The organism is Streptacidiphilus sp. ASG 303 (assembly GCF_020991365.1).
GTDB lineage: Bacteria > Actinomycetota > Actinomycetes > Streptomycetales > Streptomycetaceae > Peterkaempfera.
The window spans coordinates 260799-284994 of the sequence record NZ_JAJLRA010000004.1 but is presented as its reverse complement, the minus strand read 5'-3'; the positions used below and the strand labels follow the sequence as shown (position 1 = coordinate 284994).

Annotated in this window: 21 protein-coding genes, 1 tRNA gene and 2 pseudogenes; 14 read left to right on the top strand and 10 right to left on the bottom strand. The window is 75.3% G+C overall.

All coding sequences use genetic code 11. The features are described 5' to 3' along the window. Nucleotides 1-274: 274 nt before the first annotated feature. From rfbB to dnaN, 4 genes are all read right to left on the bottom strand, one after another. A complete protein-coding gene (gene rfbB / locus LO771_RS08150) occupies nucleotides 275-1246 on the bottom strand; it encodes a dTDP-glucose 4,6-dehydratase (protein ID WP_230649286.1) in 972 nt (323 codons plus the stop codon). Between the two features lie 325 nt (nucleotides 1247-1571). Beyond that, complete coding sequence (locus LO771_RS08140) at nucleotides 1572-2717, bottom strand: PP2C family protein-serine/threonine phosphatase (RefSeq protein ID WP_308188858.1); 1146 nt, start codon at nucleotides 2715-2717, stop codon at nucleotides 1572-1574. A gap of 138 nt (nucleotides 2718-2855) precedes the next feature. Then, on the bottom strand, nucleotides 2856-5642 hold the full coding sequence (locus LO771_RS08135; RefSeq protein WP_230649285.1) for a SpoIIE family protein phosphatase/ATP-binding protein: 2787 nt from the start codon (nucleotides 5640-5642) through the stop codon (nucleotides 2856-2858). A 74-nt stretch (nucleotides 5643-5716) separates the two neighbouring features. Continuing rightward, nucleotides 5717-6868 carry a DNA polymerase III subunit beta gene (dnaN, locus tag LO771_RS08130; protein WP_230649284.1) on the bottom strand — a complete coding sequence of 384 codons (1152 nt, stop codon included), beginning with the start codon at nucleotides 6866-6868 and terminating at the stop codon, nucleotides 5717-5719. A 276-nt stretch (nucleotides 6869-7144) separates the two neighbouring features. On the opposite strand from dnaN, the gene LO771_RS08125 reads away from it, so the two are divergent. Both LO771_RS08125 and LO771_RS08120 read left to right on the top strand, forming a co-directional pair. Beyond that, nucleotides 7145-7441 carry a type II toxin-antitoxin system VapB family antitoxin gene (locus LO771_RS08125; protein ID WP_230649283.1) on the top strand — a complete coding sequence of 99 codons (297 nt, stop codon included), beginning with the start codon at nucleotides 7145-7147 and terminating at the stop codon, nucleotides 7439-7441. A 255-nt stretch (nucleotides 7442-7696) separates the two neighbouring features. Next, on the top strand, nucleotides 7697-8332 hold the full coding sequence (locus LO771_RS08120; RefSeq protein ID WP_255743986.1) for a LytR C-terminal domain-containing protein: 636 nt from the start codon (nucleotides 7697-7699) through the stop codon (nucleotides 8330-8332). 108 nt (nucleotides 8333-8440) lie between these two features. Here the strand turns inward: LO771_RS08120 and upp are convergent, their stop codons facing one another. Beyond that, nucleotides 8441-9076 carry a uracil phosphoribosyltransferase gene (gene upp, locus LO771_RS08115; RefSeq protein ID WP_230649281.1) on the bottom strand — a complete coding sequence of 212 codons (636 nt, stop codon included), beginning with the start codon at nucleotides 9074-9076 and terminating at the stop codon, nucleotides 8441-8443. A gap of 438 nt (nucleotides 9077-9514) precedes the next feature. Between upp and LO771_RS31270 the strand changes: the two genes are divergently transcribed. From LO771_RS31270 to LO771_RS08095, 4 genes are all read left to right on the top strand, one after another. Beyond that, nucleotides 9515-9721 carry a hypothetical protein gene (locus LO771_RS31270; RefSeq protein WP_230649511.1) on the top strand — a complete coding sequence of 69 codons (207 nt, stop codon included), beginning with the start codon at nucleotides 9515-9517 and terminating at the stop codon, nucleotides 9719-9721. Between the two features lie 220 nt (nucleotides 9722-9941). Further along, entirely contained in the window at nucleotides 9942-10508 is a 567-nt protein-coding gene (locus LO771_RS08105) for a hypothetical protein (RefSeq protein WP_230649280.1), read from the top strand. Nucleotides 10509-10661: 153 nt separating this feature from the next. Continuing rightward, on the top strand, nucleotides 10662-11171 hold the full coding sequence (gene tadA, locus LO771_RS08100; protein ID WP_230649279.1) for a tRNA adenosine(34) deaminase TadA: 510 nt from the start codon (nucleotides 10662-10664) through the stop codon (nucleotides 11169-11171). 61 nt (nucleotides 11172-11232) lie between these two features. Continuing rightward, nucleotides 11233-11319: transfer RNA gene (locus tag LO771_RS08095), tRNA-Ser, on the top strand. Nucleotides 11320-11449: 130 nt separating this feature from the next. Here the strand turns inward: LO771_RS08095 and LO771_RS08090 are convergent. Beyond that, a pseudogene (locus tag LO771_RS08090) lies at nucleotides 11450-11892 on the bottom strand (transposase); the annotation flags it as partial. Between the two features lie 121 nt (nucleotides 11893-12013). On the opposite strand from LO771_RS08090, the gene LO771_RS08085 reads away from it, so the two are divergent. Further along, nucleotides 12014-12607, top strand: a complete 594-nt coding sequence (locus tag LO771_RS08085; protein ID WP_230649278.1) for a TetR/AcrR family transcriptional regulator — start codon at nucleotides 12014-12016, stop codon at nucleotides 12605-12607. Between the two features lie 403 nt (nucleotides 12608-13010). On the opposite strand, the gene LO771_RS08080 is transcribed toward LO771_RS08085, so the two are convergent. Then, nucleotides 13011-13820, bottom strand: coding sequence for an SDR family NAD(P)-dependent oxidoreductase (locus tag LO771_RS08080; RefSeq protein ID WP_230649277.1), 810 nt, complete (start codon nucleotides 13818-13820; stop codon nucleotides 13011-13013). A 154-nt stretch (nucleotides 13821-13974) separates the two neighbouring features. On the opposite strand from LO771_RS08080, the pseudogene LO771_RS08075 reads away from it, so the two are divergent. From LO771_RS08075 to LO771_RS08050, 6 genes and pseudogenes are all read left to right on the top strand, one after another. Further along, nucleotides 13975-14442 (top strand): annotated as a pseudogene (locus LO771_RS08075) (glycosyltransferase); the annotation flags it as partial. A gap of 1021 nt (nucleotides 14443-15463) precedes the next feature. Then, the gene (locus LO771_RS08070; protein WP_230649276.1) at nucleotides 15464-16192 is read left to right on the top strand and encodes a dienelactone hydrolase family protein; all 729 of its coding nucleotides are present in this window, start codon (nucleotides 15464-15466) and stop codon (nucleotides 16190-16192) included. Nucleotides 16193-16986: 794 nt separating this feature from the next. Beyond that, the gene (locus LO771_RS08065; protein ID WP_230649275.1) at nucleotides 16987-17151 is read left to right on the top strand and encodes a hypothetical protein; all 165 of its coding nucleotides are present in this window, start codon (nucleotides 16987-16989) and stop codon (nucleotides 17149-17151) included. A gap of 62 nt (nucleotides 17152-17213) precedes the next feature. Continuing rightward, the gene (locus LO771_RS08060; RefSeq protein ID WP_230649274.1) at nucleotides 17214-17510 is read left to right on the top strand and encodes a Dabb family protein; all 297 of its coding nucleotides are present in this window, start codon (nucleotides 17214-17216) and stop codon (nucleotides 17508-17510) included. A gap of 197 nt (nucleotides 17511-17707) precedes the next feature. Then, on the top strand, nucleotides 17708-18586 hold the full coding sequence (locus LO771_RS08055; protein WP_374228096.1) for an RNA polymerase sigma factor SigF: 879 nt from the start codon (nucleotides 17708-17710) through the stop codon (nucleotides 18584-18586). A 203-nt stretch (nucleotides 18587-18789) separates the two neighbouring features. Next, nucleotides 18790-19638 carry an RNA polymerase sigma factor SigF gene (locus tag LO771_RS08050; RefSeq protein WP_230649273.1) on the top strand — a complete coding sequence of 283 codons (849 nt, stop codon included), beginning with the start codon at nucleotides 18790-18792 and terminating at the stop codon, nucleotides 19636-19638. 117 nt (nucleotides 19639-19755) lie between these two features. Here LO771_RS08050 and LO771_RS08045 read toward each other — a convergent pair whose 3' ends face one another. After that, nucleotides 19756-20724 carry a tyrosine-protein phosphatase gene (locus tag LO771_RS08045; RefSeq protein ID WP_230649272.1) on the bottom strand — a complete coding sequence of 323 codons (969 nt, stop codon included), beginning with the start codon at nucleotides 20722-20724 and terminating at the stop codon, nucleotides 19756-19758. Between the two features lie 331 nt (nucleotides 20725-21055). After that, nucleotides 21056-21241 carry a hypothetical protein gene (locus LO771_RS08040; protein WP_230649271.1) on the bottom strand — a complete coding sequence of 62 codons (186 nt, stop codon included), beginning with the start codon at nucleotides 21239-21241 and terminating at the stop codon, nucleotides 21056-21058. 167 nt (nucleotides 21242-21408) lie between these two features. On the opposite strand from LO771_RS08040, the gene LO771_RS08035 reads away from it, so the two are divergent. Next, complete coding sequence (locus LO771_RS08035) at nucleotides 21409-22362, top strand: aldo/keto reductase (protein ID WP_230649270.1); 954 nt, start codon at nucleotides 21409-21411, stop codon at nucleotides 22360-22362. A gap of 153 nt (nucleotides 22363-22515) precedes the next feature. Here the strand turns inward: LO771_RS08035 and LO771_RS30585 are convergent, their stop codons facing one another. Next, entirely contained in the window at nucleotides 22516-23952 is a 1437-nt protein-coding gene (locus LO771_RS30585) for an SPFH domain-containing protein (RefSeq protein WP_255743918.1), read from the bottom strand. Nucleotides 23953-24196: the final 244 nt, after the last annotated feature.

Genomic DNA, 24196 nt, shown 5'->3' with positions numbered 1-24196 from the left:
CGGCCCGGCAGTCAGCCGCGGGACCTTCCTGTGCTTCCCGGCCCCGCGCCTCCACTGCCGTGCCGATGCACCGCGCGCGGCGGTCCGTCTCTGCCGCGCTTCGACGACTTCTGGCTACGGGAGAAACCCTAGCCGGGGCGCCACCCAATGTCTACTGCGGACACAACAGATTTTGCTGCGTCCGTGGGAGATGTCCTCTGCTGCGGGACACCGTCGCGCCCTGCAGGAAGGCCCTGCGCGCGAGGACCCGGGGGACGCGGCGGCCCGGCGGCGGTCAGCCGCCGGCGGGCGCGGCGGTGTCCCACCAGTCGGGGTGGGCGCGGTACCAGGCGACGGTGCCGGCGAGGCCCTCGGCGAAGGGGCGGCGGGGGCGGTAGCCGAGCTCGGTGCGGATCCTGGTCCAGTCGAGGCTGTAGCGCGCGTCGTGGCCCTTGCGGTCGGCGACGTGCTCCACGCGGTCGGGGCCGGCCCCGCACGCCTCCAGGAGCATGCCGGTGAGCTCCAGGTTCGACAGCTCGGTGCCGCCGCCGACGTGGTAGACCCGGCCGGGGCGGCCGCCGTCCAGGACGAGCCGGACGGCGCGGCAGTGGTCCTCCACGTGCAGCCAGTCGCGGACGTTCCGGCCGTCGCCGTAGAGGGGGACGGTGCGGCCGGCCAGCAGGCGGCGGACGAAGCGCGGGACCAGCTTCTCCGGGTGCTGGCGGGGGCCGTAGGTGTTGGAGGCGCGGGTGATCCTGACGTCCAGGCCGTGGGTGCGGTGGTAGGCGAGCGCGAGGAGGTCGGCGCCGGCCTTGGAGGCGGAGTAGGGGGAACTGGGGTCGAGGGGCGCGTCCTCGGTCCACGAGCCGGAGGGGATCGAGCCGTAGACCTCGTCGGTGGAGACCTGGACGAAGGTGCGGGTGCCGGCCCGGACGGCGGCCTCCAGCAGCGTCTGCGTGCCCAGGACGTTGGTGGCGGTGCAGTCGGCGCCGCCCGCGATGGAGCGGTCGACGTGCGACTCGGCGGCGAAGTGGACCACGGCGTCGTGCCCGGGGAGCAGCGCCGCGGCCAGGGCGGCGTCGCGGACGTCGCCGCGGACGAGGCGGAAGCGCGGGTCGCCGGCGTGTTCGCGCAGGTTGGCGGGGTTGCCCGCGTAGGTGAGGGCGTCGAGGACGGTGACGGCGTCGGGCGCGTCCGGGCCGGACAGCAGCGCGCGGACGAAGTGGGAGCCGACGAAGCCGGCTCCGCCGGTGACGAGGACCTTCACGCCGGTGAGGCCGCCTTTCGCTGTGCGGGTGGTGCGGGGGCGGTGGTGCGGGGGCGGTGGCAGGGCGGGCGCAGCCTCCGGGCGGAGGGCGGGGAGCCCGGCGGCGCCCCGTCCGGGGCCGGGTTCCGCCCCCCCACCAGCATGGACCCGGCCGGCGGGGAGCGGACGGGCACCCTCCGGAACGGGGTCCCGCCCGCGTCACCCGCCCCGCGGCGCGGCCCGGCGGACCGGTCACGGCCCCGGCCCCGAGCCCGACCCCACCCCCCTCCCCGAGCCCGCCCCGGCGGCACGACCGGCCCCGGCACGACGGCCGGATCCGGCTCCGCTACCGCCGTCGCGAACCGTCCGCGGGCTCGGGTGCGGACGCCCGCTCCGCGGGGGCGCCCAGGCGGCGGACCACGAGCACCGCCGCGTCGTCCCCGAGGCGGCCGTCCGCGTACCGGCCGAGGTCGGCACGCAGGTCGCGGACGAGGGCGGCGGGCCCGGCGGGCAGCCGCTCCGCGACGCGGTCCGCCAGCGGGTAGAAGACCCCGGCGGCGTCGCGGGCCTCGGGCACGCCGTCGGTGCAGAGCAGCAGCAGGTCCCCCTCCGCCAGGTCCGGGCACCAGGGGCTGCGCCCCGGGCCGGCCAGCGCGGTGAGGCCGAGCGGGAGGCCGGGGTCCGGGCACTCGTCCTCGGTCACCCGCGTGCCGTGCAGGAGCAGCGGCGGGAGGTGGCCGCAGGAGAGCAGCGACAGGGCTCCCCCGGGGGCGAACTCCGCGAGCAGCGCGGTGACGAAGCGCTCCGGCTGCCCGGCCTCCGCGGCCCGGCGGTTGTGGCGGACCACGGCCTGGTCGAGCCGGTCGGCCACGTCGGGGAGGGCCGCGAGGTGGTAGCCGGACTCGCGGAAGGCGCCGAGCACGGCGGCCCCGGTCTGGATGGCGTCCAGGCCCTTGCCCTGGACGTCCCCGATGAGCACGCGGGTGCCGTACGGGGACTCCACGACGGCATAGACGTCGCCGCCGACCAGGGCGTCGGCCTGGGCGGGGGCGTAGAAGCCGTGCACCTCCACGTCCGCGGTGCGCAGGGGCAGGGCCTGGAGCAGGGTGCGCTGGAGGGCCCGGAGGGTGACCCGGGCGCGCATCAGGTCGCGCTCGCGCTGGAGGCGGTAGCGGCAGACGGCGGTGCAGACGGCGGAGACGGCGACGGCCGACCCGATGGTGAGCCAGTCGCCGGGGGTGCCGCCGTAGCGCGGGGAGACGCCGTACAGCAGGACGAGCGCCAGGACGGTGAGCCCGCCGAGGGAGGCGGTGCGGCCGACGGAGCAGACGTTGGCGGCCAGTCCGGGGACGACGAGGAGGACCACGCTGATCCAGTAGTGGCGCGCGGTGGCCAGGTCGAGGGCGACGACCAGGACGACCAGGGAGAGGAGCAGCAGGAACCAGGTGGTCTCGCGGGGGTCCTGGACCGGTTCGGGGGGACGTCTGCGCACCTCACGCATGCTATGCCCTGGTGTGCACACCTATGTCCGTACCCGCGCGGCGCCCGGCCGACGGGCGGACCGGACGGTCCGGCCGACGGGCGGCCGGGCCCGGGGCGGGGGGCTCACGGGCCGTCCGGGACAGCGGGCTCACGGGCCGTCCGGCCCGGGGACCGCCTGCTCGGCCCAGATCACCTTGCCGTCCCGGGTGTAGCGGGTGCCCCAGCGCTCCGCGAACCGGGCGACCAGAAACAGCCCCCGGCCGCCCTCGTCGGTGTCCGCCGCGTACCGCAGGTGGGGCGAGGTGCTGCTGGTGTCGGAGACCTCGCAGACCAGGGCGCGGTCGCGGAGCAGGCGCACCCGGATGGGCCCGGTGGCGTGGCGGATGGCGTTGGTGATCAGCTCGCTGAGGATCAGCTCGGTGGTGAAGGCCGCCTCGTCGAGGTCCCACGCGGCGAGCTGCCGCGAGACCGCCGCGCGGACGCCCGCGACGGCCGCCGGGTCGGAGGGCACGTCCCACTCGGCGACGCGGTCCGCCGGGAGCGTGCGGGCGCTCGCCACGAGGAGGGCGATGTCGTCGCCGGGCCGCTCGGGGAGCATGGCGTCCAGGACCGCGGTGCAGACCTCCTCGGGCGTGCGGTCCGCGGCGGCGGCCAGGGTGCTGCGCAGCAGCTCCAGCCCGACGTCGATGTCCCGGTCGCGGGCCTCCACCAGCCCGTCGGTGTAGAGGACGAGCCGGGTGCCCTCGGGGAGGTCCAGCTCGGCGGTCTCGAACGGCATGCCGCCCAGCCCGAGGGGCGGCCCGGCGGGCAGGTCGGGGAAGACGACGTCCCCTCCGGGCGTCACCACGGCGGGCAGCAGGTGGCCGGCGCGGGCGAGGGCGCAGCGGCCGGAGACCGGGTCGTGGATCGCGTACAGGCAGGTGGCGCCGGTGATGGCGCCCACGCCGCCCGCGGCCTCGTCCTGGTCGATGCGGGCGACCAGTTCGTCGAGGTGGCCGAGGAGCTCGTCGGGCGGCAGGTCGAGGGCGGAGAAGTTGTGGACGGCCGTGCGCAGCCGGCCCATGGTGGCGGCGGCGTGCAGGCCGTGCCCGACGACGTCGCCGACCACCAGGGCGACGCGGGCGCCGGGCAGCGGGATGACGTCGAACCAGTCGCCGCCCACGCCCGCCTGCGCGGGCAGGTAGCGGAAGGCGACGTCGAGCGCGGACTGCTCGGGCAGCCTGCGGGGCAGCAGGCTGTGCTGCAGGGTGACGGCGACGGCGTGCTCGCGGGTGTACCGGCGGGCGTTGTCGATGCAGACCGCCGCCCGGGCCGTCAGCTCCTCGGCGAGGGAGAGGTCGTCGTCCTCGAACGGCTCGGGCTTCTCCGACCGGTAGAAGTGGACCATGCCCAGCAGGACGCCGCGGGCCAGCAGGGGCGCGGTGACCAGCGAGTGGATGCCGTGGGCGAGGACCCGGTCGGTGCGGTCGGGGTCCTGCGCCCGCCAGCCGACCGAGGAGCGCAGGTCGGGCTCCACCACGGCCCGGGCATGGCCGAAGCCCCAGCCCTGCGGGGAGGAGGGGGAGAAGCGGATCAGCTGCCCGACGGGGTACAGGGGGTGGTCGTCGCGGATCCCGCGCACCGCCACCCGGCGCATCTCGGCGCGGGCCCCCGCGTGGGGCTCCTCGCCGGACAGCACCGACTCCACGAGGTCCACGGTGGCGAAGTCGGCGAACCGCGGCACCGCGACCCGGGTCAGCTCCTCGGCGGTGCGCACCACGTCGAGGGTGGTGCCCACGTCCACGCTCGCGTCGTACAGCAGCCGCAGGCGCTCCCGGGCGCCCTCGGCGCGCCCCGACAGGGCCCGCAGCTCGGTGGAGTCGCGGAGCGTGGCGACGCTGCCGGGCGGGCCGCCGTCGCGGTCGGTGGGCCGGTTGCTGACCGCCAGCAGCCGGTCGCCGGCCAGGACCACCTCGTCGGTGGCGGTCCGGCCCGAGGCCAGCAGCTCGGCGGCGCGGGGTTCGAGGCCGAGGTCGGCGACGGGCCTTCCCTCGGCGTCGGGCGGCAGGTCCAGGAGGCGGGACGCCTCGTCGTTGGCGAGCAGCAGCCGGCCGTCGCCGCCGACGATCAGCACGCCCTCGCGGACGGAGTGCAGGACGGCGTCGTGGTGCTCGTACATGCGGGTCATCTCGGTGGGTCCGAGCCCGCGGGTCTGGCGCCGCAGCCGCCTGCTGACCAGCGCCGTGCCGGCGGTGGCCAGGGCGAGCGCGACGGCGGCCGCGCCCAGCAGGAGCGGCAGCTGGCGGTCGACGGCGCCGGAGACCTTGGCGATGGTGATGCCCGCCGACACCAGGCCGACGACGCGGCCGCCGTCCCTGACCGGCACGACCGCCTGCACCAGCGGGCCGATGGTGCCGTTGACGGTCTCGGTGACGACCCCGCCCCGGAGCGCCGGTCCGATGGTGCCGACGAACCTCTTGCCGATGCGGTCCGGATGGGGATGGGTGTAGCGGATGCCGCGGGTGTCCGTGACCACGACGAAGTCGACGCCCGACAGGGCGCGGGCCGCCTCGGCCTTCGGCTGGAGCACCGCCGTCGGGTCGGGGCCCGCCAGCGCCTGCGGCACGCCGGGCGCGTTGGCGAACGCCTGGGCCACCGCGACCGAACGGTTGCGGGCCTCCTTGACGCTGTCGTACCGGGCCTGCAGCACGAGTTCGGCGACGGCCGCCACGACGAGCAGCAGCACCACCGTCACCTGGAGCACGAAGACCTGGCCCGCCAGGCTCCGCATGCCCAGCAGCCGCCGCGGGCGGTATGCCGGGCCGCGGCCGTCGCCGGACCGCCCGGCCCACCGCCCGGCCTGCCGCTCGGTTCGCTGGTCAGGCCGAGTCCGCGGGCGCCGACCGGGGGTCGTCGGGGCCGACTGGGCCCTGGATCGGCCCGGCTGTCGGGCCATACCCCATGTCTACACTGCCTCGATCGCGGAGGCGACCGCTGAGCCGGAGGCGGGGGCGCGCCCGGCCCGGGCGGTCAGCCGGCGTTCTTGAGGGCCATCAGCAGGTGGTGGTGGCCGGGCTCCTCCGGACCGTCCTGGGTGCCCCGCCCGGCCAGCAGGACGCGCTGCCCGGGGCCCAGCAGCGAGAACTGGACGTAGGGCGCCTCCAGCGCGCCGAGCGCGTCCGCGAGGTAGGCGGGGTTGAAGGAGGCGTGGGTCGCCGGGCCGCTCAGCGCGGCCGGCAGCCGCTGGGAGGCGGTGTCGTCGTCGCCCGCCCCGGCCTCCAGCAGCAGGGAGCCGGCGGAGAAGTCCAGCCGCACCGGGCCGTGCCGGTCGGCGACCACCGCCACCCGCCGGACCGCCTCGGCCAGCGGGGCCCGCTCGGCCACGACGACGGCCGGGCCGTCCAGCGCGAACAGCCGCTCGTGGCGGGGCAGGACGCCGTCGATCAGCCGCATCGTCGCGACCGCGCCGCCGCCCTCCAGGCCCAGGACGCCGTCGTCCAGGGCGAGCCGGACCGTGCCGGCGCCCGCCAGGGCGCGCGCCGCGTCCAGCAGGCGGCGCGCCGGCACGACCACGGACCCCCCGGTGCCGGCCTTGTCGGTACCGGACCCGCTTGGGGCGGACCGGCCGGGCAGGGGCCGCCAGTCCAGGGTCCGCACGGCGAAGCGGTACCGGTCGGTGGCGGCCAGCACCAGGGTGTCGTCGTGCAGGTCGATCCGGACGCCGGTCAGGACCGGGAGGGTGTCGTCGCGGCCCGCGGCCACCGCCGTCTGCGCCACCGCGGCGGCGAGGGCGGCGGCGTCCAGCTCGCCGCACACCTCCGGCACCGCGGGCAGCGCCGGGTAGTCCTCCATCGGCAGCGCGGCCAGCCCGAAGCGGACGCCGCCGCAGGCCACGGCCAGGCGCGCACCCTCCCGTACGCACTCCACCGGGCCGTCGGGCAGCACCCGGCAGACGTCGAGCAGCCGGCGCCCGGCGACCAGCACCCGCCCGGGCTCGGCGGTGTCGGCCTCGGCGGCGGTCCGGGCGGAGACCTCGAGGTCGTGGCCGGAGACCGACAGCCGGCCGTCGGACGCCTCCAGCAGCAGGCCGCCGAGGACGGGCAGCGGCGTCCGGGCCGGCAGCGCGCGGCCGGCCCAGGCCACCGCGTCCGCCAGTGCGCCGCGCTCGATCCGGAACCTCATCAGGTGCCCTCCTGCCGTCGGATGTGCGATGGGGCGGGACGCTACCGCCCGCCACCGACAACCGGCCGGGCACGCGGGGGCCGGAGGGGTACGCCGGCGGCGCGCCCCCAAAACCCCCATAGGCGGCGAAACATGACGGACGGCATGCCCGGGGCGGTACGACCTGCCCGGGCAGCCGTCGCCGCCTTCGCGCGTCGGCGCTGGTGGGAGGCGGCCGGTGCGAGAGGTGGGGCGTCCTTGCTGCGCCGCCGCCCGCGGGAACGGTAGGCTTTCCGTGTGATCTTCAAGCGCATCGGCAACGGGCGGCCGTACCCGGATCACGGCCGGAACAGCACCCGCCAGTGGGCGGACGTCGCCCCGCGTCCGGTGCGGCTGGACCAGTTGGTGACCACCAAGGGCCAGCTCGACCTGGAGACCCTCCTCGCGGAGGACTCCACCTTCTACGGCGACCTCTTCGCCCACGTGGTGAAGTGGCAGGGCGACCTCTACCTGGAGGACGGCCTGCACCGCGCCGTGCGTGCGGCCCTGCAGCAGCGGCAGGTCCTGCACGCCCGGGTCCTCGACATGGAGTGACCCGCCCCGGCGGCGCCGGGACGGCGCCGGACGGTCCCGTACCGGCCGACGCGCGGCCGGGGGAGCCGCGGCGGCGGGCGGGGACGCGCCGCCCGGTATCGCTTTGTGCACGCTTTCGGGTGCCCCCATACTCCAAATGATGATCATTTAGTACGCTCGCGCAAGGTCGGCACTACGCTGTTGACCACGGCCTCTGCGATGCCCGCAGCCGTATCCACCTGCCTGTCCCGCGCGAGGGGGCGACCCACGGTGAGCATGTTGACGCCCCCCGGACTGAAGGGGAAGCAGTACCGGGTCACCGGTACGAGCTACCCCCGCCTGGTTCCGCCCAACAAGCGCCGGCGGCGGATCACCGCCCTGGTGTCGACGGTGCTGGCGGTGGCCCTGATCAGCTGGGGCACGGTGCAGCTGGCCGGCGTCTTCGGCGGCAAGGGCAGGAAGCTCTCCGCCGCGGCCTGCCCCGCGCCCTCCCCCTCGGCCTCCCGCGCGGCGGCCGGGACCTTCCCGGCGCCCGGCCCCGTGCCCAGCCCGAAGGCCGTCACCGTCAACGTCTACAACGCCACCGCCAAGTCCGGCCTGGCCGGGCACACGGCCGACGAGCTGAAGAGGCGCGGCTTCAGGATCGGCAAGGTCGGCAACGCCCCGGCCTCGCTGGACAAGAAGGTCAAGGAGGCCGTCCGCCTGCTCGAGGGCCGCGCCGGCAGCAGGGCGGCCGCCCTGCTCGGCGCCCACGTCACCGGGGCGAGGAACACCGCGGACGCCCGCAAGGACGGCTCGGTCGACTTCGTCATCGGCGACGGCTTCAAGGCGCTGCGCACCCCCGCCCAGGCCGCGCAGGCACTGGCCGTGCTCACCAGGCCCGCGCCGAAGCCCTCCGCCTCCCACTGCTGAACCCGGCGCGGCGGGGCCCCTCCGGGCCGCCCCGCCGGCGCCCGGACGCGGCTGCGGCCGGCCACCCCGTGCGGGGTGGCCGGCCGCAGCCGCGTCCGTGGGGCGGGGTCAGCCCGCGGTGCCGTACAGGCGGTCGCCCGCGTCACCGAGGCCCGGCACGATGTAGCCCTGCTCGTTGAGGTGGTCGTCGACCGCGGCGGTCACCACCGTCACCGGCAGTCCGGCCAGGTCCTTCTCCATCGCGGCCACACCCTCCGGGGCGGCCAGCAGGCAGATCGCGGTCACGTCGTCGGCGCCGCGGTCGATCAGCATCCGGATCGCGGCGACCAGGGTGCCGCCGGTGGCGAGCATCGGGTCCAGCACGTACACCTGGCGGCCGGAGAGGTCGTCGGGCATCCGCGTCGCGTACGTGGAGGCCTCCAGGGTCTCCTCGTTGCGGATCATCCCGAGGAAGCCGACCTCGGCGGTCGGCAGCAGCCGGGTCATGCCGTCGAGCATGCCCAGGCCGGCCCGGAGGATCGGCACCACGAGCGGCCGGGGGTAGCTCAGCCGCGTGCCGGTGGTGACGGCCACCGGGGTGGTGATCTCCACCTCGTCGGTGCGGACGTCCCGGGTCGCCTCGTACGCGAGGAGGGTGACCAGCTCGTCGGCGAGCCGGCGGAAGGTGGGCGAGTCGGTGCGCTCGTCGCGCAGCGTCGACAGCTTGTGGGCGACCAGCGGGTGGTCGAGGACGTGGATCCGCATGACTGAGACAGTAACCGAGCCCGGACACCCGTACGACCTGCGGGCGCCCCGGCGGGGGCGCCGGACGCGGCGGGCGGCAGCACCGGCGCGGCCCCGGCACCGCCCCGGCGCGGACCCGGCGGGGCCCCGGCGGGGACTTGGGGCGGTCCCGGCGGGGACCCGTCCGGCGGTGTCGATGCCGCCGGACGGGGAAAGGCTGACCGTATGAAAGGACGGGGGGCCGCGACAGGCGCGTCCCGTCCGGCCCCGTACGGGACAGCGGGCAGGCAGTGCGCGCGGATCGCAGGGGATCGCATGGCTGAGCAGAACCGGTCCGGACGGGACCGCGTCCGGCGGCGCCCCGGGGGCGCGGCCGCCTCCGGGACGGGGGCGGAGGCCGGGGGCGACGACACCCGTACGGACGGACCGGCGCCCCGCAGGGGCGCGGCCGACGGGGTCATATCCGCGGGCGGGGAGCCGGGGGCGGGCGCGCCGCGCGGGGCCGCCGGACGGCGCCAGGAGACCGACGCCGAGCGGCGCCGGCGCCGGGCCCTCTTCCTGCGCGAACTGGCCGAGGCCCGCGAGCTGCGGGCCCGCGTCCAGCCGCGCCGCACCAAGGAGCGCAGGATGCGGGAGGCGCTGCGGATGCGCACCTTCCGCATCTGACGTCCGGTCCGGACGGCGTCGGCGGCCGGGGCCGGGGGCGTGATCCGCTCCGACACGACCTGCGGGGACGCGCTGCGGAACACCCCCCGCAGTGGCAGGGTTTCTGTCACGATTCCGGTTGGGGTGCCCGAGAGGCGGGCAGCCCTGGAGCGGGGGGCGTTCTCGCAGGGCCGCCGACCCGCACCGGCTCTCCGACAGCCGAGACCATGGGAGTGTCCTGGTGGCGTACTTCGCTGCAGTGCTCGCTCGCACCGAGGACGGGTGGAGCGTGGGCGAGACCGAGCTCGACAACGTGGAAACCCTCGCCGACCTGGCCGACCTGGCACGCCAGGCCTCGGACGACGAGGAGCCCGTCCTGGTCTTCATCGAGCAGGAGGACGCGTGGTTCGCCGTCGTCCGCGTGGACGGCGAGGAGGATCCGCGGATCTTCGTGTCGGACGGCGCCGCCGCCGCCCGCAGCGCCTACGGGGAGATCGTCCTCACCGACGAGCTCGTGGGGCGCAGCCCGGGCGACGGGCTGGACGACCTCGACACCCTGGTGGCCGAACTGGACGACGAGGACGGCGCCGCGGGCTCCGCCTCCGAGGACGACGACGACAGCGGGACGGCCGCGGACCCGGACGGCGTGCCGGCCGGGCCGCTGGGCGACACCGAGGTGCTCGCCGAGTTCGGGATCACGGCCCGGGAGCTGCTCGCCATGAGCGGCGAGGGCGCCGTCCCCGGCGACGCGCTCGCCGAGATCGCCGACTCGCTGGGCTGCGCCGAGGTCCTGGAGGCCGTCCGCTGACGGACCGGGCGGGGCCCGTACGGCCGGCGGGGCCGCCGGACGAGGGAACCGACCCGCCCGCGGGCCCGGCGCAGGCCGCGTGCCCGGCACGGCCCGCGGATCGGGGCCGCCCCGGGACCCGGCCGGGCCGCCGGGTGCCCGACACTGGAGGGCATGCAGACCACGCCCCTCCCGGCCCCCGTACGCCCCGACCCGGTGCGCGACCGCTGGACCGGCCCCATGCGGCTCGCGCTCGCCGAGGCCGCCCTGGCCCCGGCCACCGGGGACGTGCCGGTCGGCGCCGTCGTCCTGGGGCCGGACGGGACGGTGGTCGGGCGCGGCCGCAACGAGCGCGAGGCGGTCGGCGACCCGACCGCCCACGCCGAGGTGATCGCGATCCGGGAGGCGGCCCGGGCCGTCGGGGAGTGGCGGCTGTCCGGCTGCACCCTGGTGGTCACCCTGGAGCCGTGCACGATGTGCGCGGGCGCCGTCGTGCTGTCCCGGCTGGACCGGGTCGTCTACGGCGCCGTGGACGAGAAGGCGGGCGCGGCGGGATCCCTGTGGGACGTGGTCCGGGACCGGCGGCTGAACCACCGCCCCGAGGTGGTGCCGGGCGTCCTCGCGGAGGAGTGCGGCGCCGCCCTCACCGCCTTCTTCGACACCCACCGCGCCGAGCCGGGCTGATCGGCCGCCACCCCGGCAATGGATTTCACCGGCGCCCGGGCCGTCCGGTAGAGTCTGTCCCGGTAGCGTGTCCGAGCGGCCAAAGGAGCACGCCTCGAAAGCGTGTGTGGGGGCAACTCCACCGTGGGTTCGAATCCCACCGCTACCGCTCTGAGCAGCAACGGCGAAGGGCCGGACGGGTACCCGTCCGGCCCTTCGCCGTTGGCTGGTCTCAATTGTGGTCTCAGTTGGCCTTCTAACCGATCGTTTCAGAATGAGGGGCGGAGGCGACGGAGGCAGACGGAGAGGGCCGGCGGGGTGCCGCGGCGATCGACGATCACATGGTGCTTGGATCCTGGGCGGCCGCGGTCGACCGGGGACGGCCCGACATGATCCCCCCTTTGAGAGCCCTGACACGGGAGCCGTCGACCGCGCAGTCGTCCATCTCCAGCAGGCCGGCACCGCGGAGCTCGGCGAGGAGCAGTGCATGCAGCCGGGGCCGGACGCCGGCCTCGGTCCAGTCCCGCAGTCGGCGCCAAGCGGTCATCCCCGAGCAGCCGACCACGGGGGCGGGGACGTCCCGCCAGGCGACACCCTTGCGCAGGACGTAGACGATCCCGGCGAGCGCGACGCGGCCGGGTACGCGCAGCCGTCCGGGGTGGCGGTGCCTGCGCTCGGGAGGCGGCGGCAGCAGCGGAGCCATGCGCTCCCACAGGCCATCCGGGACAAGATCACCGGACATCCGGCAGACCCTGCCTGCGAAGACCGCCCACTGCCAGCCGACACACCGATCTCATTCTGAGACGATCAGTAAACAGGCTAGCCTGTTCAGATACAGTCAGCCTTCCCAGTATGGTTACTGCATGACGACGATGCGAGGCGGTGCCCAGCGGCGCGAGCGCGTTCTCACTGCCGCGCTCGACGTGTTCGCCACTTTCGGGTTCCGTAAGACATCCATGGATTCGGTGGCGCAGGCCGCCGACATCTCAAGACCCGGCCTGTACTTCCTGTTCGAGAGCAAGGACGTGCTGTTCCGCGAAACGATGCGGCATGCGATGGACGGGACGATGGCGGATGTGCACGCCGCCCTCGATGATCCGACTGGGAGCCTCGCCGAACGGCTGTCGGCAGCGCTGGACGCGTGGCTCGGCCGTTATGTCGGCACCCACCTCAACCGCGGCGTGGACGCCTTGATGGAGCAGGGGCCGCAACAGTTGGGCGATCTGTATGACGAGTATCGAACCCTCATCCTGGCCTCCTTGGCGAGGGCGATCGCTGACGACGGACCGCGCAGCGATGCTGCAACTCCTGCAGACGTGGCTGATATGTTGCACGCCGCTGCAACGGGCTGGAAGTACCGCGTAAGCTCGCGTCACGAGTTCAAGAACAAGCTGGATACGGCAACTCGAATTGCCGTCGGTGGACAACCGCCCAGCAGTCACCAGCAGATCCACTGAGTCGAGAGTGGAACGGCGCGACGTCACCGGTCATCTCGCAAGGCCACGCCCGTGGTGCGGTTTTGACTGGTCGGCTTTCCTTGCCGACGGGGCCACCGGTGTCACGAATGCAGGACTCTGACGCCGCCGGGATCCCGGGCGTCACGCCCCATGGCCAGATTCGCCGACGTCCCGATTCAGAGGCCCCGTTGCCCCGTATGGAGCCGATCTTTGCGGCCGGCACCTCGAGGTCCGGCCCTGACACGGCGAGAAGCACCGACATCGCGCTCTGGTCCGCATCACCTGCCAGCCCGCAGGGATCCCACCCCATCCGACGGCACCCAAGCCCGGGCGACCCGGTGGCGGTGAGCGGTGGGATGTAATCCCGCCAGCGATTTTGAGCACGCTCGCCTGCGGCCGAGGATCAGCCTGTCGTGCGAGTAACGTGCTCCCACTCCTCGTATTCAGCCATCAGTTCTTCGAATCGACCCCTGACCAGGTCCAATCCGAAGGCGCCGACGGCCAGGTGCAGCGGAGGGGCGTCGGTGCCGGTGATCTCCACGACGGCGGCCATGGACTTGGCGAGGTCGCCGCGCACGGACGTTGCCGCGAACTCAGCCATGGCGCTGTAAGCGGGGTCATAGTCCGGCAGTCGGTTGGCCACGGGCTGGGCGTTGCTGCCGAAGTTTGTCGTGTATCCAGCAGGTTCCACGAGGGTGACGTGGATACCCAGCGGCCCCACCTCCTTGGCGAGCCCTTCGGTGAGATTTTGCACAGCGCTCTTAGAAGAGGTGTACACAGCCATCGTGGGCAAGCTGACGTGCCCTCCCATCGAGCCGACGTTGAGAATTTGTCCGGACCGGCGTTCACGCATGTGCGGCAGGACGGCTTGGATGACGAGGACCGGGCCGATGACATTGGTCTCGTACTGGGCGCGGATCTGCTGCGGGGTGACCTCCTCGAGGCCTCCGAGCTGTCCGTAGCCGGCGTTGTTCATCACAGCGTCCACTGACCCGAAGTGGTCGATCGCCGTGGAGACGGCTCGCTCGATGCTGGGCGCATCGGTGACGTCCATGCGGAGGACGAGGACCTCGTTGAGTGCGGCGAAGTGAGGGTTCGCCTTCGACGTGTCACGCATGGTGGCTACGACGTTCCACCCGCGCTCGACGTACTGGAAGACGGCCTCCTCTCCCATGCCCGAAGAGGCTCCGGTGATCAGGACTGTTTTGCTCATGCGGGATCTCCAGATTGCTGTGTGTCTCCTGACGGGAGACACCGTGCGACTTAACTTACTGAACAAGTTAAGCCGTCTTTGTGTAGCTTGCCGCACGCTCGTTCAACCGTCAAGTACAGGCGGGACTCGCCGTACATCGTGCGGAGTCCCCCCGGAGGCGTTGCATCCGGCGGCGACCGGGCTCCCGGCCGAGCCGGCAGGCCGCTATTGCCCGGCCGGGTTCATCGGCGGCGAGCCGTCTGACGTCCTGGCCCTGGCGGACGTGGTCGTGTCGCGCAGTGGGGCGGGAACGCTGGCGGAGCTGACCACGCTGGGCAAACCGGCGGTGTCCGTGCCGTTGGCGTCGGCGGCGGGAAACAAGCAGGTGCACAACACGCGGCATCCGGAGGAGGTGGGGGCACCGGTCGCGCTGACCGGCGAGGTGACGGCGGCCCGGCTGCAGGCGGCGACGGGCTCGCTCCTGGCCGATGCCCGGCCGAGGTGGGGCATGGCGGAGCGGTCCCGCGCGTCTGGCCGTCCGGACGCGGCGGACAGGATCGTGGACGAGATCCTGGCCGCCGCGGCGGGTCAGTCGGTCACCCTGGAGGCCGGCCGGCGTGGAGAGCCGTCCCTGCCTCGATGAGGACGGCGCACGTTGAACGCGTCCTGGTCCTTGACCATCGGGTCGGGTACGTCGCTGTCGCCCAGGTACAGGGTGAGCTCGGGTTGAACCACACGGGCGAGAAGGACAAGCCCGGTGCGCCGCCGGCCGCACCCCTACCCGGTCCATGACGGCCCCTACCTGTGATCACGCCAGGGCAGCGGGGCGACACACCGGACCACCGCGCTCGGGCCAGGCCTGTGCGGGCAGCGGCCCCCGGGCCGATCACGCTGACGTGTCGTCGACGCAGCGCTCCACTGATGCGCGCGGCCGCCGCGCCACTCGATCACGGCGGCTTCACCCTCGATGCCCAGCGCCGGGGCGACAGGCACAGCGTGCACCGGCTCGACCGTGAGGGGCTGCGGCGCTGGGCGGAGGAGGGGCCGGCCTTGCAGGAACTGCTGCGGTTGAAGGGCCGACGGCGTGGCCCCGTCACCCCGAAGCGCGCGCCCTGAGTGGTCCCAGTTGTGGTCTCATTCGTCGGCATCCGGGGGCGTTCGCCGGTGCCTCGCGCAGGCTCCCTGACCTGGCGGGAGAACGGTCACGGAGCCCCGCGTACAGCGGGAGGCAGACCTCGAAAGCGTATGCGGGGGCAACTCCACCGTGGGTTCGAATCCCATCGCTACCGCTCTGAGCAGGAGCGACGAAGGGCCGGACGGGTGAACCGTCCGGCCCTTCGCGTTGTCCGGCCTCCGCTCCGGTCCGGGTCGGGCCGTGCGGACCCCGGCCCCTCCCCCGCACATCCCCCCGACTCCCAGGCTTCCCCGCAACGCCGCGGCCGGCGCCGACGCCCCGGCGGCCGCCGCCGCCCGGTGACGCGGCAGGAGCCGTCACGCAGCCCCGGCCGGGCAGAGGGGCTGCACCGGGCACCCCGTTCCGCGTAGCCCCGGTCGATGCAGGATCGAAACCCCAGGGTGCTGGCAAAAAAGACATATTTCTGATATGATGTCAGATCGACCGGATAGCGTTTCCGTGGACATTCACGGCAACGTCGGGAGCGCACATGCCATCCACCGGTCGCACCTTGGCCTACCGGGACGGGAGGACTCCCCTGACGGGAGTGCTCCACCGCGACGAAGCACAGCGGGGGCCGCGGCCCGGCATCCTGCTCGTCCACGGCGGCGCGGGGCTGGACGACCACGCACGCGAGCAGGCGCAACGCTGGGCCGCCCTCGGCTACGTCGTCCTGGCCTGCGACATGTACGGCGACGGCGTGGCCGGCGACCGTCAACGGATCATGGACTGCGTGACGGCCCTGCGCGACGACCCCGCCATGCTGCTCAGGCGCACCAGGGCCGGACTGGACGCGCTCAGGGACTGCCCGGACACCGACGGGCGCTTCGCCGCGGTCGGGTTCTGCTTCGGCGGCATGGCCGCCCTGTCGCTGGCCCGGTCCGGGGAGGGGATCGCCGGCGCCGTCAGCATCCACGGCAGCCTCACCACACCGGCACCGGCACGGCCGCACGCCGTCCGCGCCAAGGTGCTGGTCTGCCACGGCGCCTCGGACCCCCACGTCCCGGCGGCGGACGTCGCGTCGTTCGCCCGGGAGATGGAGGACGCCCACGCGGACTGGCAGCTCGTCATGTACGGCGGGGCCGTGCACGGCTTCACCCACCGGCACGCCCGACCCGGCGCCGTACCCGGAGTGGCCTACGACGAGCGCGCCGACGGACGCTCGTTCGCGGACGCGAGCCGGTTCCTCGCCGAGACGTTCGGCCTTCCGGCGGCATGAGACCCCGGAGCGGCACCGCTCCCGTCTCTCCGGAGCGGCGGCGCTCCCGCCTCCGCGGTGCGGCCCCTGCGGCGTCCTCCGGGAGGGGCGGCGGGCCGCCGGCGCACTGGGGTCGGGGGGCGCGGGCGGCCCGGGGGTGGGGGCGCGGGCGGCCCGCACGGGCGCGTGGCCGGGGCGCGGCCCCCGGCGGGTGCACCCGGCGCGCCCCGGCAGGGGCCGGGCACGGGGTGCGACGGAGGGCGGCACGGGGAACGACCGGTACGTGGACCGGTGCCCGGGGCGCGGAGCGCAGGGGGGAGCGGAGCGCAGGGGGGAGCGGAGCGCAGGGGGGAGCGGAGCGCAGGGGGGAGCGGACTGCAGGAGGGGGAGCGGCTTCGGGGGGACAAGCCGCTCCCCCGGGACGGAGTCCCACAACCGGGGCCGCGTCGGGGGGAAGCCGCGGCGCCCGGTCCCACAGCGGGGGCTCCGGATCCGGTACCGGCGGGTTCCTGCCAGACCCTCGGTACACCTCCATCGTGCGCCATGGGCGGGCGCGCGGCACCCCGGCGAAGCCATCCGGACCGGGGACTTTGGTCCTTTCGGCCGCAGTCGGGGGCGCGGACCCGCCCCGGGCCGGGGCGGGCGGGGCTCCGACCGGTGCCGCCCCCGCCGCCGGATGGATAGGCTGCGGCTTGCAAGTCGTCCGGGGGAGCACGGCAGCCGCCCCGAGGCGGCCCTTCCCGGGGCCTCCGGAGCTGCCGAGGGAGCGGGACGCCCCGGTGTGCGGGGCCGCGGCAGGGAGGCGGGTCAGGTTCATGGCTCAGGCGAAGAAGATCGGCATGTATCTCCTGCTCATCTTCGTGCTGTACACGATCATCACCTCGCCGTCCCGCGCCGCCGACCTGGTGCAGGTCGGCTTCGAGGGGATCTCCGGCGCGGCCAAGTCCGTGGGCACCTTCATGACGGGTCTGATCAACTGACCGGAACACCCGGCGGTTACGGTGGCGGGGAACCCCCGTCCCCTCACGCGAGGAGCGCCACCGTGATCCGGCACCTGGTCCTGTTCAAGCTCAACGACGGCGTCGACCGGGAGCGCGACGAGCGCGTCCCGGCCGGCGCCAAGGCCTTCGAGGAGCTCGGCGCGCTGGTCCCCGAGCTGCGCGCGTGGGAGTGCGGCTGGAACACCACGCAGCGCGACATCGCGTACGACTACGCCATCAGCTGCCTGGTCGACGACCGCGAGGCACTGAAGGCCTACGCCGACCACCCGGCCCACCAGGCCGCCGCCGCGCAGTGGCGGGAGTTCGCCACCTGGGTGATCGCCGACATCGAGGTCTGAGCACCTCCCCTGGGCGGGCCCGCCGCCGTACGGGCCCGCCCCCCCGCACGGCCTCCGCGGCCCCGGGGGCCCGGGTCCCGCCGCCCACAGTCCACCAACACGCGTAAGGGCGGTGCTTGCCCGAACTACAGTCGTCTTGTGATGCTATGACCGGTTTTGCCGGATAGGGGAGAGACACCAGTCGACCCCGGCACCAGGTGGTACGGAGGGGTGGCGGGTCCGTGCGGGCACAGGGCAGCGCGCCGGACGCGGGCGCGGAGCAGGACACGGGGCAGCGGGTCCTGACGGCAGGGGCACCTGCGCCCGGGGCGCGGTCGCCCCTGGACGTCAGGACCCTCACCAGGGTGCTCTTCGAACGCCTGGCCGAGCTCGAACCGGGCACCCCCGAGCACGAGCGCGTCCGCGCCGCGCTGATCGAGGTCAACGTCCCCCTGGTCCGGTACGCGGCGGCCCGCTTCCGGGGCCGCAGCGAGCCCATGGAGGACGTCGTGCAGGTCGGCACCATCGGGCTGATCAACGCGATCGACCGCTTCGACCCGGGGCGCGGGGTCCAGTTCCCCACGTACGCGCTGCCGACCATCCTGGGCGAGATCAAGCGGTACTTCCGCGACAACGTGCGCACCATGCACGTGCCCCGGCGCCTCCAGGAGCTGTGGGTGCAGGTCAGCGGCGCCATGGAGGAGCTCACCGTGGCGCACGGCCGCACGCCGCGCATCCCCGAGATCGCCGCCCGGCTGCGGATCCCCGAGGAGGACGTGCGGGACTGCCTGGACGCCGGCCGCGCCTACAACGCCGCCTCGCTGGAGGCCGCCCAGGAGAGCGAGGGCGGACTGGCCCTGCTCGACCGCCTCGGCTACGAGGACGCGGCGCTGACGGACGTGGAGCACCGCGACATGGTGCGGCACCTGCTGGTGCAGCTGCCCGAGCGGGAGCGGCGGATCATCATGCTGCGCTTCTTCGGGAACCTGACGCAGTCCCAGATCAGCAGCGAGCTGGGGATGTCGCAGATGCACGTCTCCCGGCTGCTCGCCCGGATCTTCGCCCGGCTGCGGAGCAGCAACGCCTGGGAGTCGTGAAGGACCTGACGCGCCGCCCCCGCCCGCCGGACGGCGGGCCCCGGCGGGTCCGGGCGGCGGACGCGCGACCGTCGGCGCGTTACCGGCGCGTGACATCTTGCGACGCCGGGGTTTGCCGGGGAGCGTGGGCCGGTATTCCACTGGACGTAGCCGGGAACCGCCGCGCGGCGGACTCCGTTGGTCAGTCAGGAGGGGGTGGGTTGATGTCGGTCGACCTGGACAGCTCTGAGATCCACGGTGCGGAGGCGGTCGAGGCGGTCCCCGCGGGGACGGGCCCGGAGGCGGCGGAGGGACTGGACACCCGCACACTGTCGCGCTCGCTCTTCCTGCGGCTCGCGGACCTCGCACCCGACTGCCCCGAGCGGCTCTACGTGCGGGACACGCTGATCGAGCTCAACCTGCCGCTCGTGCGGTACGCGGCGGCCCGGTTCCGCAGCCGCAACGAGCCGATGGAGGACATCGTCCAGGTCGGCACGATCGGCCTGATCAAGGCGATCGACCGGTTCGACCCGGAGCGCGGGGTGGAGTTCCCCACCTTCGCGATGCCGACCGTGGTCGGCGAGATCAAACGGTTCTTCCGGGACACCAGCTGGTCGGTGCGGGTGCCGCGGCGGCTGCAGGAGCTCCGGCTGGCCCTCACCCGCGCCGGCGACGAGCTCGCGCAGGAGCTGGACCGCTCCCCCACCGTCGCCGAGCTCGCCCGCTGCCTGGGCGTGAGCGAGGAGGACGTGGTGGAGGGCCTCGCCGTCGGCAACGCCTACACCGCCAGCTCCCTGGACTCCACCCCGGCCGAGGAGGACGGCGACGGGCCGCTCGCCGAGCGGCTGGGGTACGAGGACGTCGCGCTGGAGGGCGTGGAGTACCGGGAGTCGCTCAAGCCGCTGCTGGCGCGGCTGCCGGCCCGCGAGCGGCGCATCATCATGCTGCGCTTCTTCGCCAACATGACGCAGTCCCAGATCGGCGAGGACATCGGGATCTCGCAGATGCACGTCTCCCGGCTGCTCACCCGCACGCTGGCGCAGCTCCGGCACGGCCTGACCTCGGAGGAGTAGGACGCCGCGTCCCGGGCCGCCACCGGCCCGGGACGGTGGTCCGCGCGGTCCGCGCGGTCCGCATGGTCCGCGTGGTCCGGGCGCCCCGGCCCCGCGTCTCCGTGGCCCGGGCCCGGCTCAGCCCTCCAGCAGGTTGGCCCGCAGACCCCGCAGCACGTCGTCGCCGAGGCCGAGGCCGTCCGCGAGGAAGCCGTCGAAGTCCGGCCAGCCCGCCTCGACCTCGGCGAAGGCGGCCTCCAGGTAGGCGGCCTCGGCGCGGTAGACGGGCAGCAGCAGCTCCGGCTCCTCCATGACCCCGCGGGTGCCGAAGGCCTCCATGATCCGCTCCACGAGGACGGCGTGGCGCTCGTTGGTGAGCAGGTAGTCGTCGAAGACGGTGTCCCGGTCGACGCCGAGCGCGGTGAGCAGCACGGCGGCGGTCCAGCCGGTGCGGTCCTTGCCCGCGGTGCAGTGGAAGAGCAGGGGCGTGCCGCCCGGCTGCGCCAGCAGCCGCAGGACGCGGGCGAAGCGGCCGCGGGCGTCCTCGTCGGTGACGAACCAGCGGTAGAGGCCGGTCATGATCGCCTCGCCGCCCCCGTCGCCGAGCAGGGCGCGCTGGGAGGCGGGGTCGCGGCCGGCGAGGGCGTCGCGCAGGGCCACGTAGATGTCGAAGTGGTGGGAGTACACCGGCAGGTGGTGCAGGGTGACGCCGTCCGGGTCCTCCGGGACGACGGTCATCGGGGTGGCGGAGTGCTCGGCGGCGTCGATCTCCGCGACGGGCAGGCCGGGCACCCGGTCCGGCCCGTTCTCCCGGACCTCGGCGAGGCCCCGCAGGTCGACGACCTGGCGCAGGCCGAGGACGCTGAGGGCTTCGAGGTCCTCGGCGGAGAGCCGGTGCAGGGCGTCGCTGCGCAGGGCCGCCCCGTGGCGGACGGTGCGCCCGTCGGCGGTGCGGTAGCCGCCGAGGTCGCGGGCGTTGAGGGCGCCCCCGAGGCCGAGGCTGCGGGCCGCGGGCCGGTCGGCGACGGCGGGGGCGCCGGAGGCCGCCTCCACGCCGGACGGGGCGGTGGCGACGGCCTCGGCGGGCGGCTGCTGGCGGTCGGTCATCGCTTCCTCCCGGGGGGTGGGGCTGATGGACTGGCGTTCGGTGGATGTTCCACGTGGAACGTCGACCGGGCTCGCGCCGGGGGCGCGCACCGCCTGGCGTGCGCCCCTCCGCCGGGCGCACGGAAGCGACCGGCGGCTCCCTGCCGGACGTGCGGCCACCGGACGTGAGGTGACCGGACGTGAGGTGACCGGACGTGCGGCCCGGGGACCCCGGCCGCGCGCCGGCCGGCCGGACTGCCGGCCGGCCCGGAGGGCGGACGGCCCCGGCCGGTCGGCCGGGGCGGAGGACCGGAGAGGCGGGTCGGGGACGCAGGTCGGGGAGGCGGAACGGTCAGGAGAAGGCGAGCCAGGCGACCGCGGCCACGACGACCACGGCGGCGATCACCACGGCGGCGATCACGCCGGTGCGGCTGCCGCCGTCGGTGCCGGTGGCGGCGGGGGTGCGGGGTTCCGGGGTGTCGACGAAAGCCCGGAACATCTGGGTGGAGGCGGCGGGGTCGATGTCGTTGTCGGCCATGGCGAGGACTCTAACGAACCCGGGGCCCCCGCGGGACCCCGGTCCCCCGGAGGAGTTGCGGTCGGCCCGACGGCGGTCCGGCGGCGCTCCGGCGAACGGTGCGACCGGGGCCGGGACCGGGTCCGGCGGGGTGAAACAACGGGCGGCGCCGATACGTTGGCCCCTGCATGACCGACAAGCGCATGGTGACCCTCGGCGGCTCCGACCTGGCCGTCCTCCCCCTCTCCCTCGGCGGCAACGTCTTCGGCTGGACCGCGGACGAGCAGCAGTCCTTCGCCGTCCTCGACGCCTACGCGGCCGGCGGCGGCAACTTCGTCGACACCGCCGACGTCTACTCGGCCTGGGCGCCGGGGAACTCCGGCGGCGAGTCCGAGACGGTCATCGGCAGGTGGATGCGGTCCCGGGGCAACCGCGACGCCGTCGTGGTCGCCACCAAGGTGGGCGCGCACCCCGAGCGCAAGGGCCTGCGGGCCGCGAACGTCCGCGCCGCGGCCGAGGACTCCCTGCGCCGGCTGCAGACCGACCGCATCGACCTGCTGTACACCCACTTCGACGACCCGGAGACCCCGGTCGAGGAGTTCCTCGGCGCGCTGGACGAACTGGTCCGCGCGGGCAAGGTCCGCCACATCGCGGCCTCCAACATCAGCCCGGAGCGGCTGGAGGAGGCGCTGGCGGCCTCCGAGCGGGAGGGGCTGGCCAGGTACGTGGCCGTCCAGCCGCACTACAACCTGGTCTCCCGCGGGACCTACGAGGGCCCCCTCGCGGAGACCGCCGCCCGGCACGGCCTCTCCGCGGTGCCGTACTTCGCGCTGGCCTCGGGCTTCCTCACCGGCAAGTACCGGCCGGGGGGCGCCGCGGTGGAGAGCGCGCGGGCGGCCGGCGCGGGGAAGTACCTGGAGGACCCGCGCGGGCCGAGGGTCCTGGAGGCACTGGACGCGGTCGCCGCCGCCCGCGGCGCGGAGGTCGCCACGGTGGCGCTGGCCTGGCTGGCGGCGCAGCCGACGGTGGCCGCACCGATCGCCAGCGCCCGCACGGTGGAGCAGGTGCCGGCACTGCTGGCGGCGGCGGAGCTGGAGCTGACGGCGGACGAGCTGGCGGCGCTCACCGCGGCGTCCGCCTGAGCGGACAGGTCCGGCCCGGGGCGGGGGCCCGCGGCGGTTCCGGCCCGGGGGCGGCCCCGGGCCGGAACCGGGCGGACGCCGGGGCGCGGGCCGGGCGGCGCGGGCCGGGCGGCGGGTGCCCCGGGGCCGGCCCGGGCGCCCGGCCGCCCCGCCTCACCTGCGCCGGCCGTCCCGCCGCGCGGACGCGCCGGGCACGCCGGCCGGGGCGACGAAGGCGACCAGCAGCTGCTCCATCAGCGCGCTGCGGGCCTGGCGGTCCAGCTCCTGGGAGGTGGCGCGCTCCAGCCGGCGCACCGCGAGCGCGGCGGCCTCCACCGCGTCGTCGACGATGACGTTCCGCAGGCCGGCGTCGAGGTCGGCCACCCGGCGGCGGCGCATGCTGTCGGCGACGTCCGGCCCGTACTCCAGGGAGAGCGGCTGGACGGAGTACACCTCCAGGCCGACCGGGAGGGCCTCCGCGGCCAGGGCGCGGGTGAGCTCCTCGCCGAACCACTGCCCGTCGCGCAGCGACGGGCCGGGCCCGTCGAAGGTGTCGCACGGCAGGAGGGCGGCGGTGCGGCTCAGCACGGCGTGGACCTGCTCGCGCAGGTAGTCCTCGTGGTCCAGCACGGAGAGGACGGCCCGGGCGGTGTCCCTGACCCGCCAGACGACGAGCAGGCCGACCCGGATCGGGACGCCCTGGCGGTCCACCGCCTCCACCGGCTCGCTGCGCCAGTGCCGGATCCGGACGTCGACGCGGCGGCGGCGCAGGACCGGGTTGACCCAGACCAGGCCGGTCCTGCGCACGGTGCCCCGGTAGTGGCCCCAGCAGGCGAGCACCCGGGCCTCGCCGCCGACGTTGGCCATCAGGCCGGCGAGCGTGAAGAGGCCGACGCAGGCGGGCAGCACGGCGAGGCGGGCGGCGGTGACCCGCTCGGCGGGGAACGCCTCCGCCGGTCCGGGCAGCCACCACGGGAGCATGCCCGCCCGGCCCAGCAGCATCTCCGCGCCGGCGGCGCAGGCGAGCAGCAGGAGGAGGGCGGCCCAGCCGGGGAGCACGACCCGCGGCAGGTGCTCCTTCAGGCCGGCGTCGGCCCGCGGCGGGCGCCGGCCGTGCACGGCGGCGGCCGCGGCTGCGGCGGCGGCCGGGGTGCCGGTGTCGACGGGGGCGGCTGCGGAGGGGGCGGGCCCGGCCGGGACGGCGGACGACGCGGCGGTGGCGGCGGACGGCGCGGCGGCCGCGGGAGGTGCCGCGGCGGGGCGCGCACCGGCGGCGGGTGCGCCGGCGAGGGGCGCGTCGGCGAGTGCGGTCCCGGCGAGGGACGCGGCCACCGTGAGGGGCCTGACGGGTGCGGGCCGGGCCGCGGGGGGCGCGCCCGGCGCCCCGGCGGCGGCGCCGGACTGCCGGGCGGCGCCGCGGGGTTCGCCGCCGTACCGGGCCGGGTCGCCGTACGGGTCCGCACCACCGTAGGGGTCGCGGACGGGGCCGTCCGGGCGGGCGGAGCGTCCGGGCGGGCCGTCGAAGGGTTCGGCCGTGCCGACGGGCGGCTCCTCCTCGGGATGCTGCGCCCGGGGGACGGAGCGCTGGAGGCTGCGGGGGATCACGTCCATGCACGGTCCTCGTGGTCTGTGGGTCCGGTTCCCCGGCCAGGGTAGGCATATAACCCATCAATTCCGGCATAGAGGAACGCTCGTGTCGCAATCGGCATCCTGCGGACCACGGTCCCGCCGGGTCCCGGCGCCCGGCGGGACGCCCTGCCGCACTCCGGGCCGCACCCCTCCACCGGCCCCGTCCGTCGGCTCCCGGCCGGGCACGGCCGGAGCACGGCCGGTGCGGGAAGACCCGCCCTCCCCG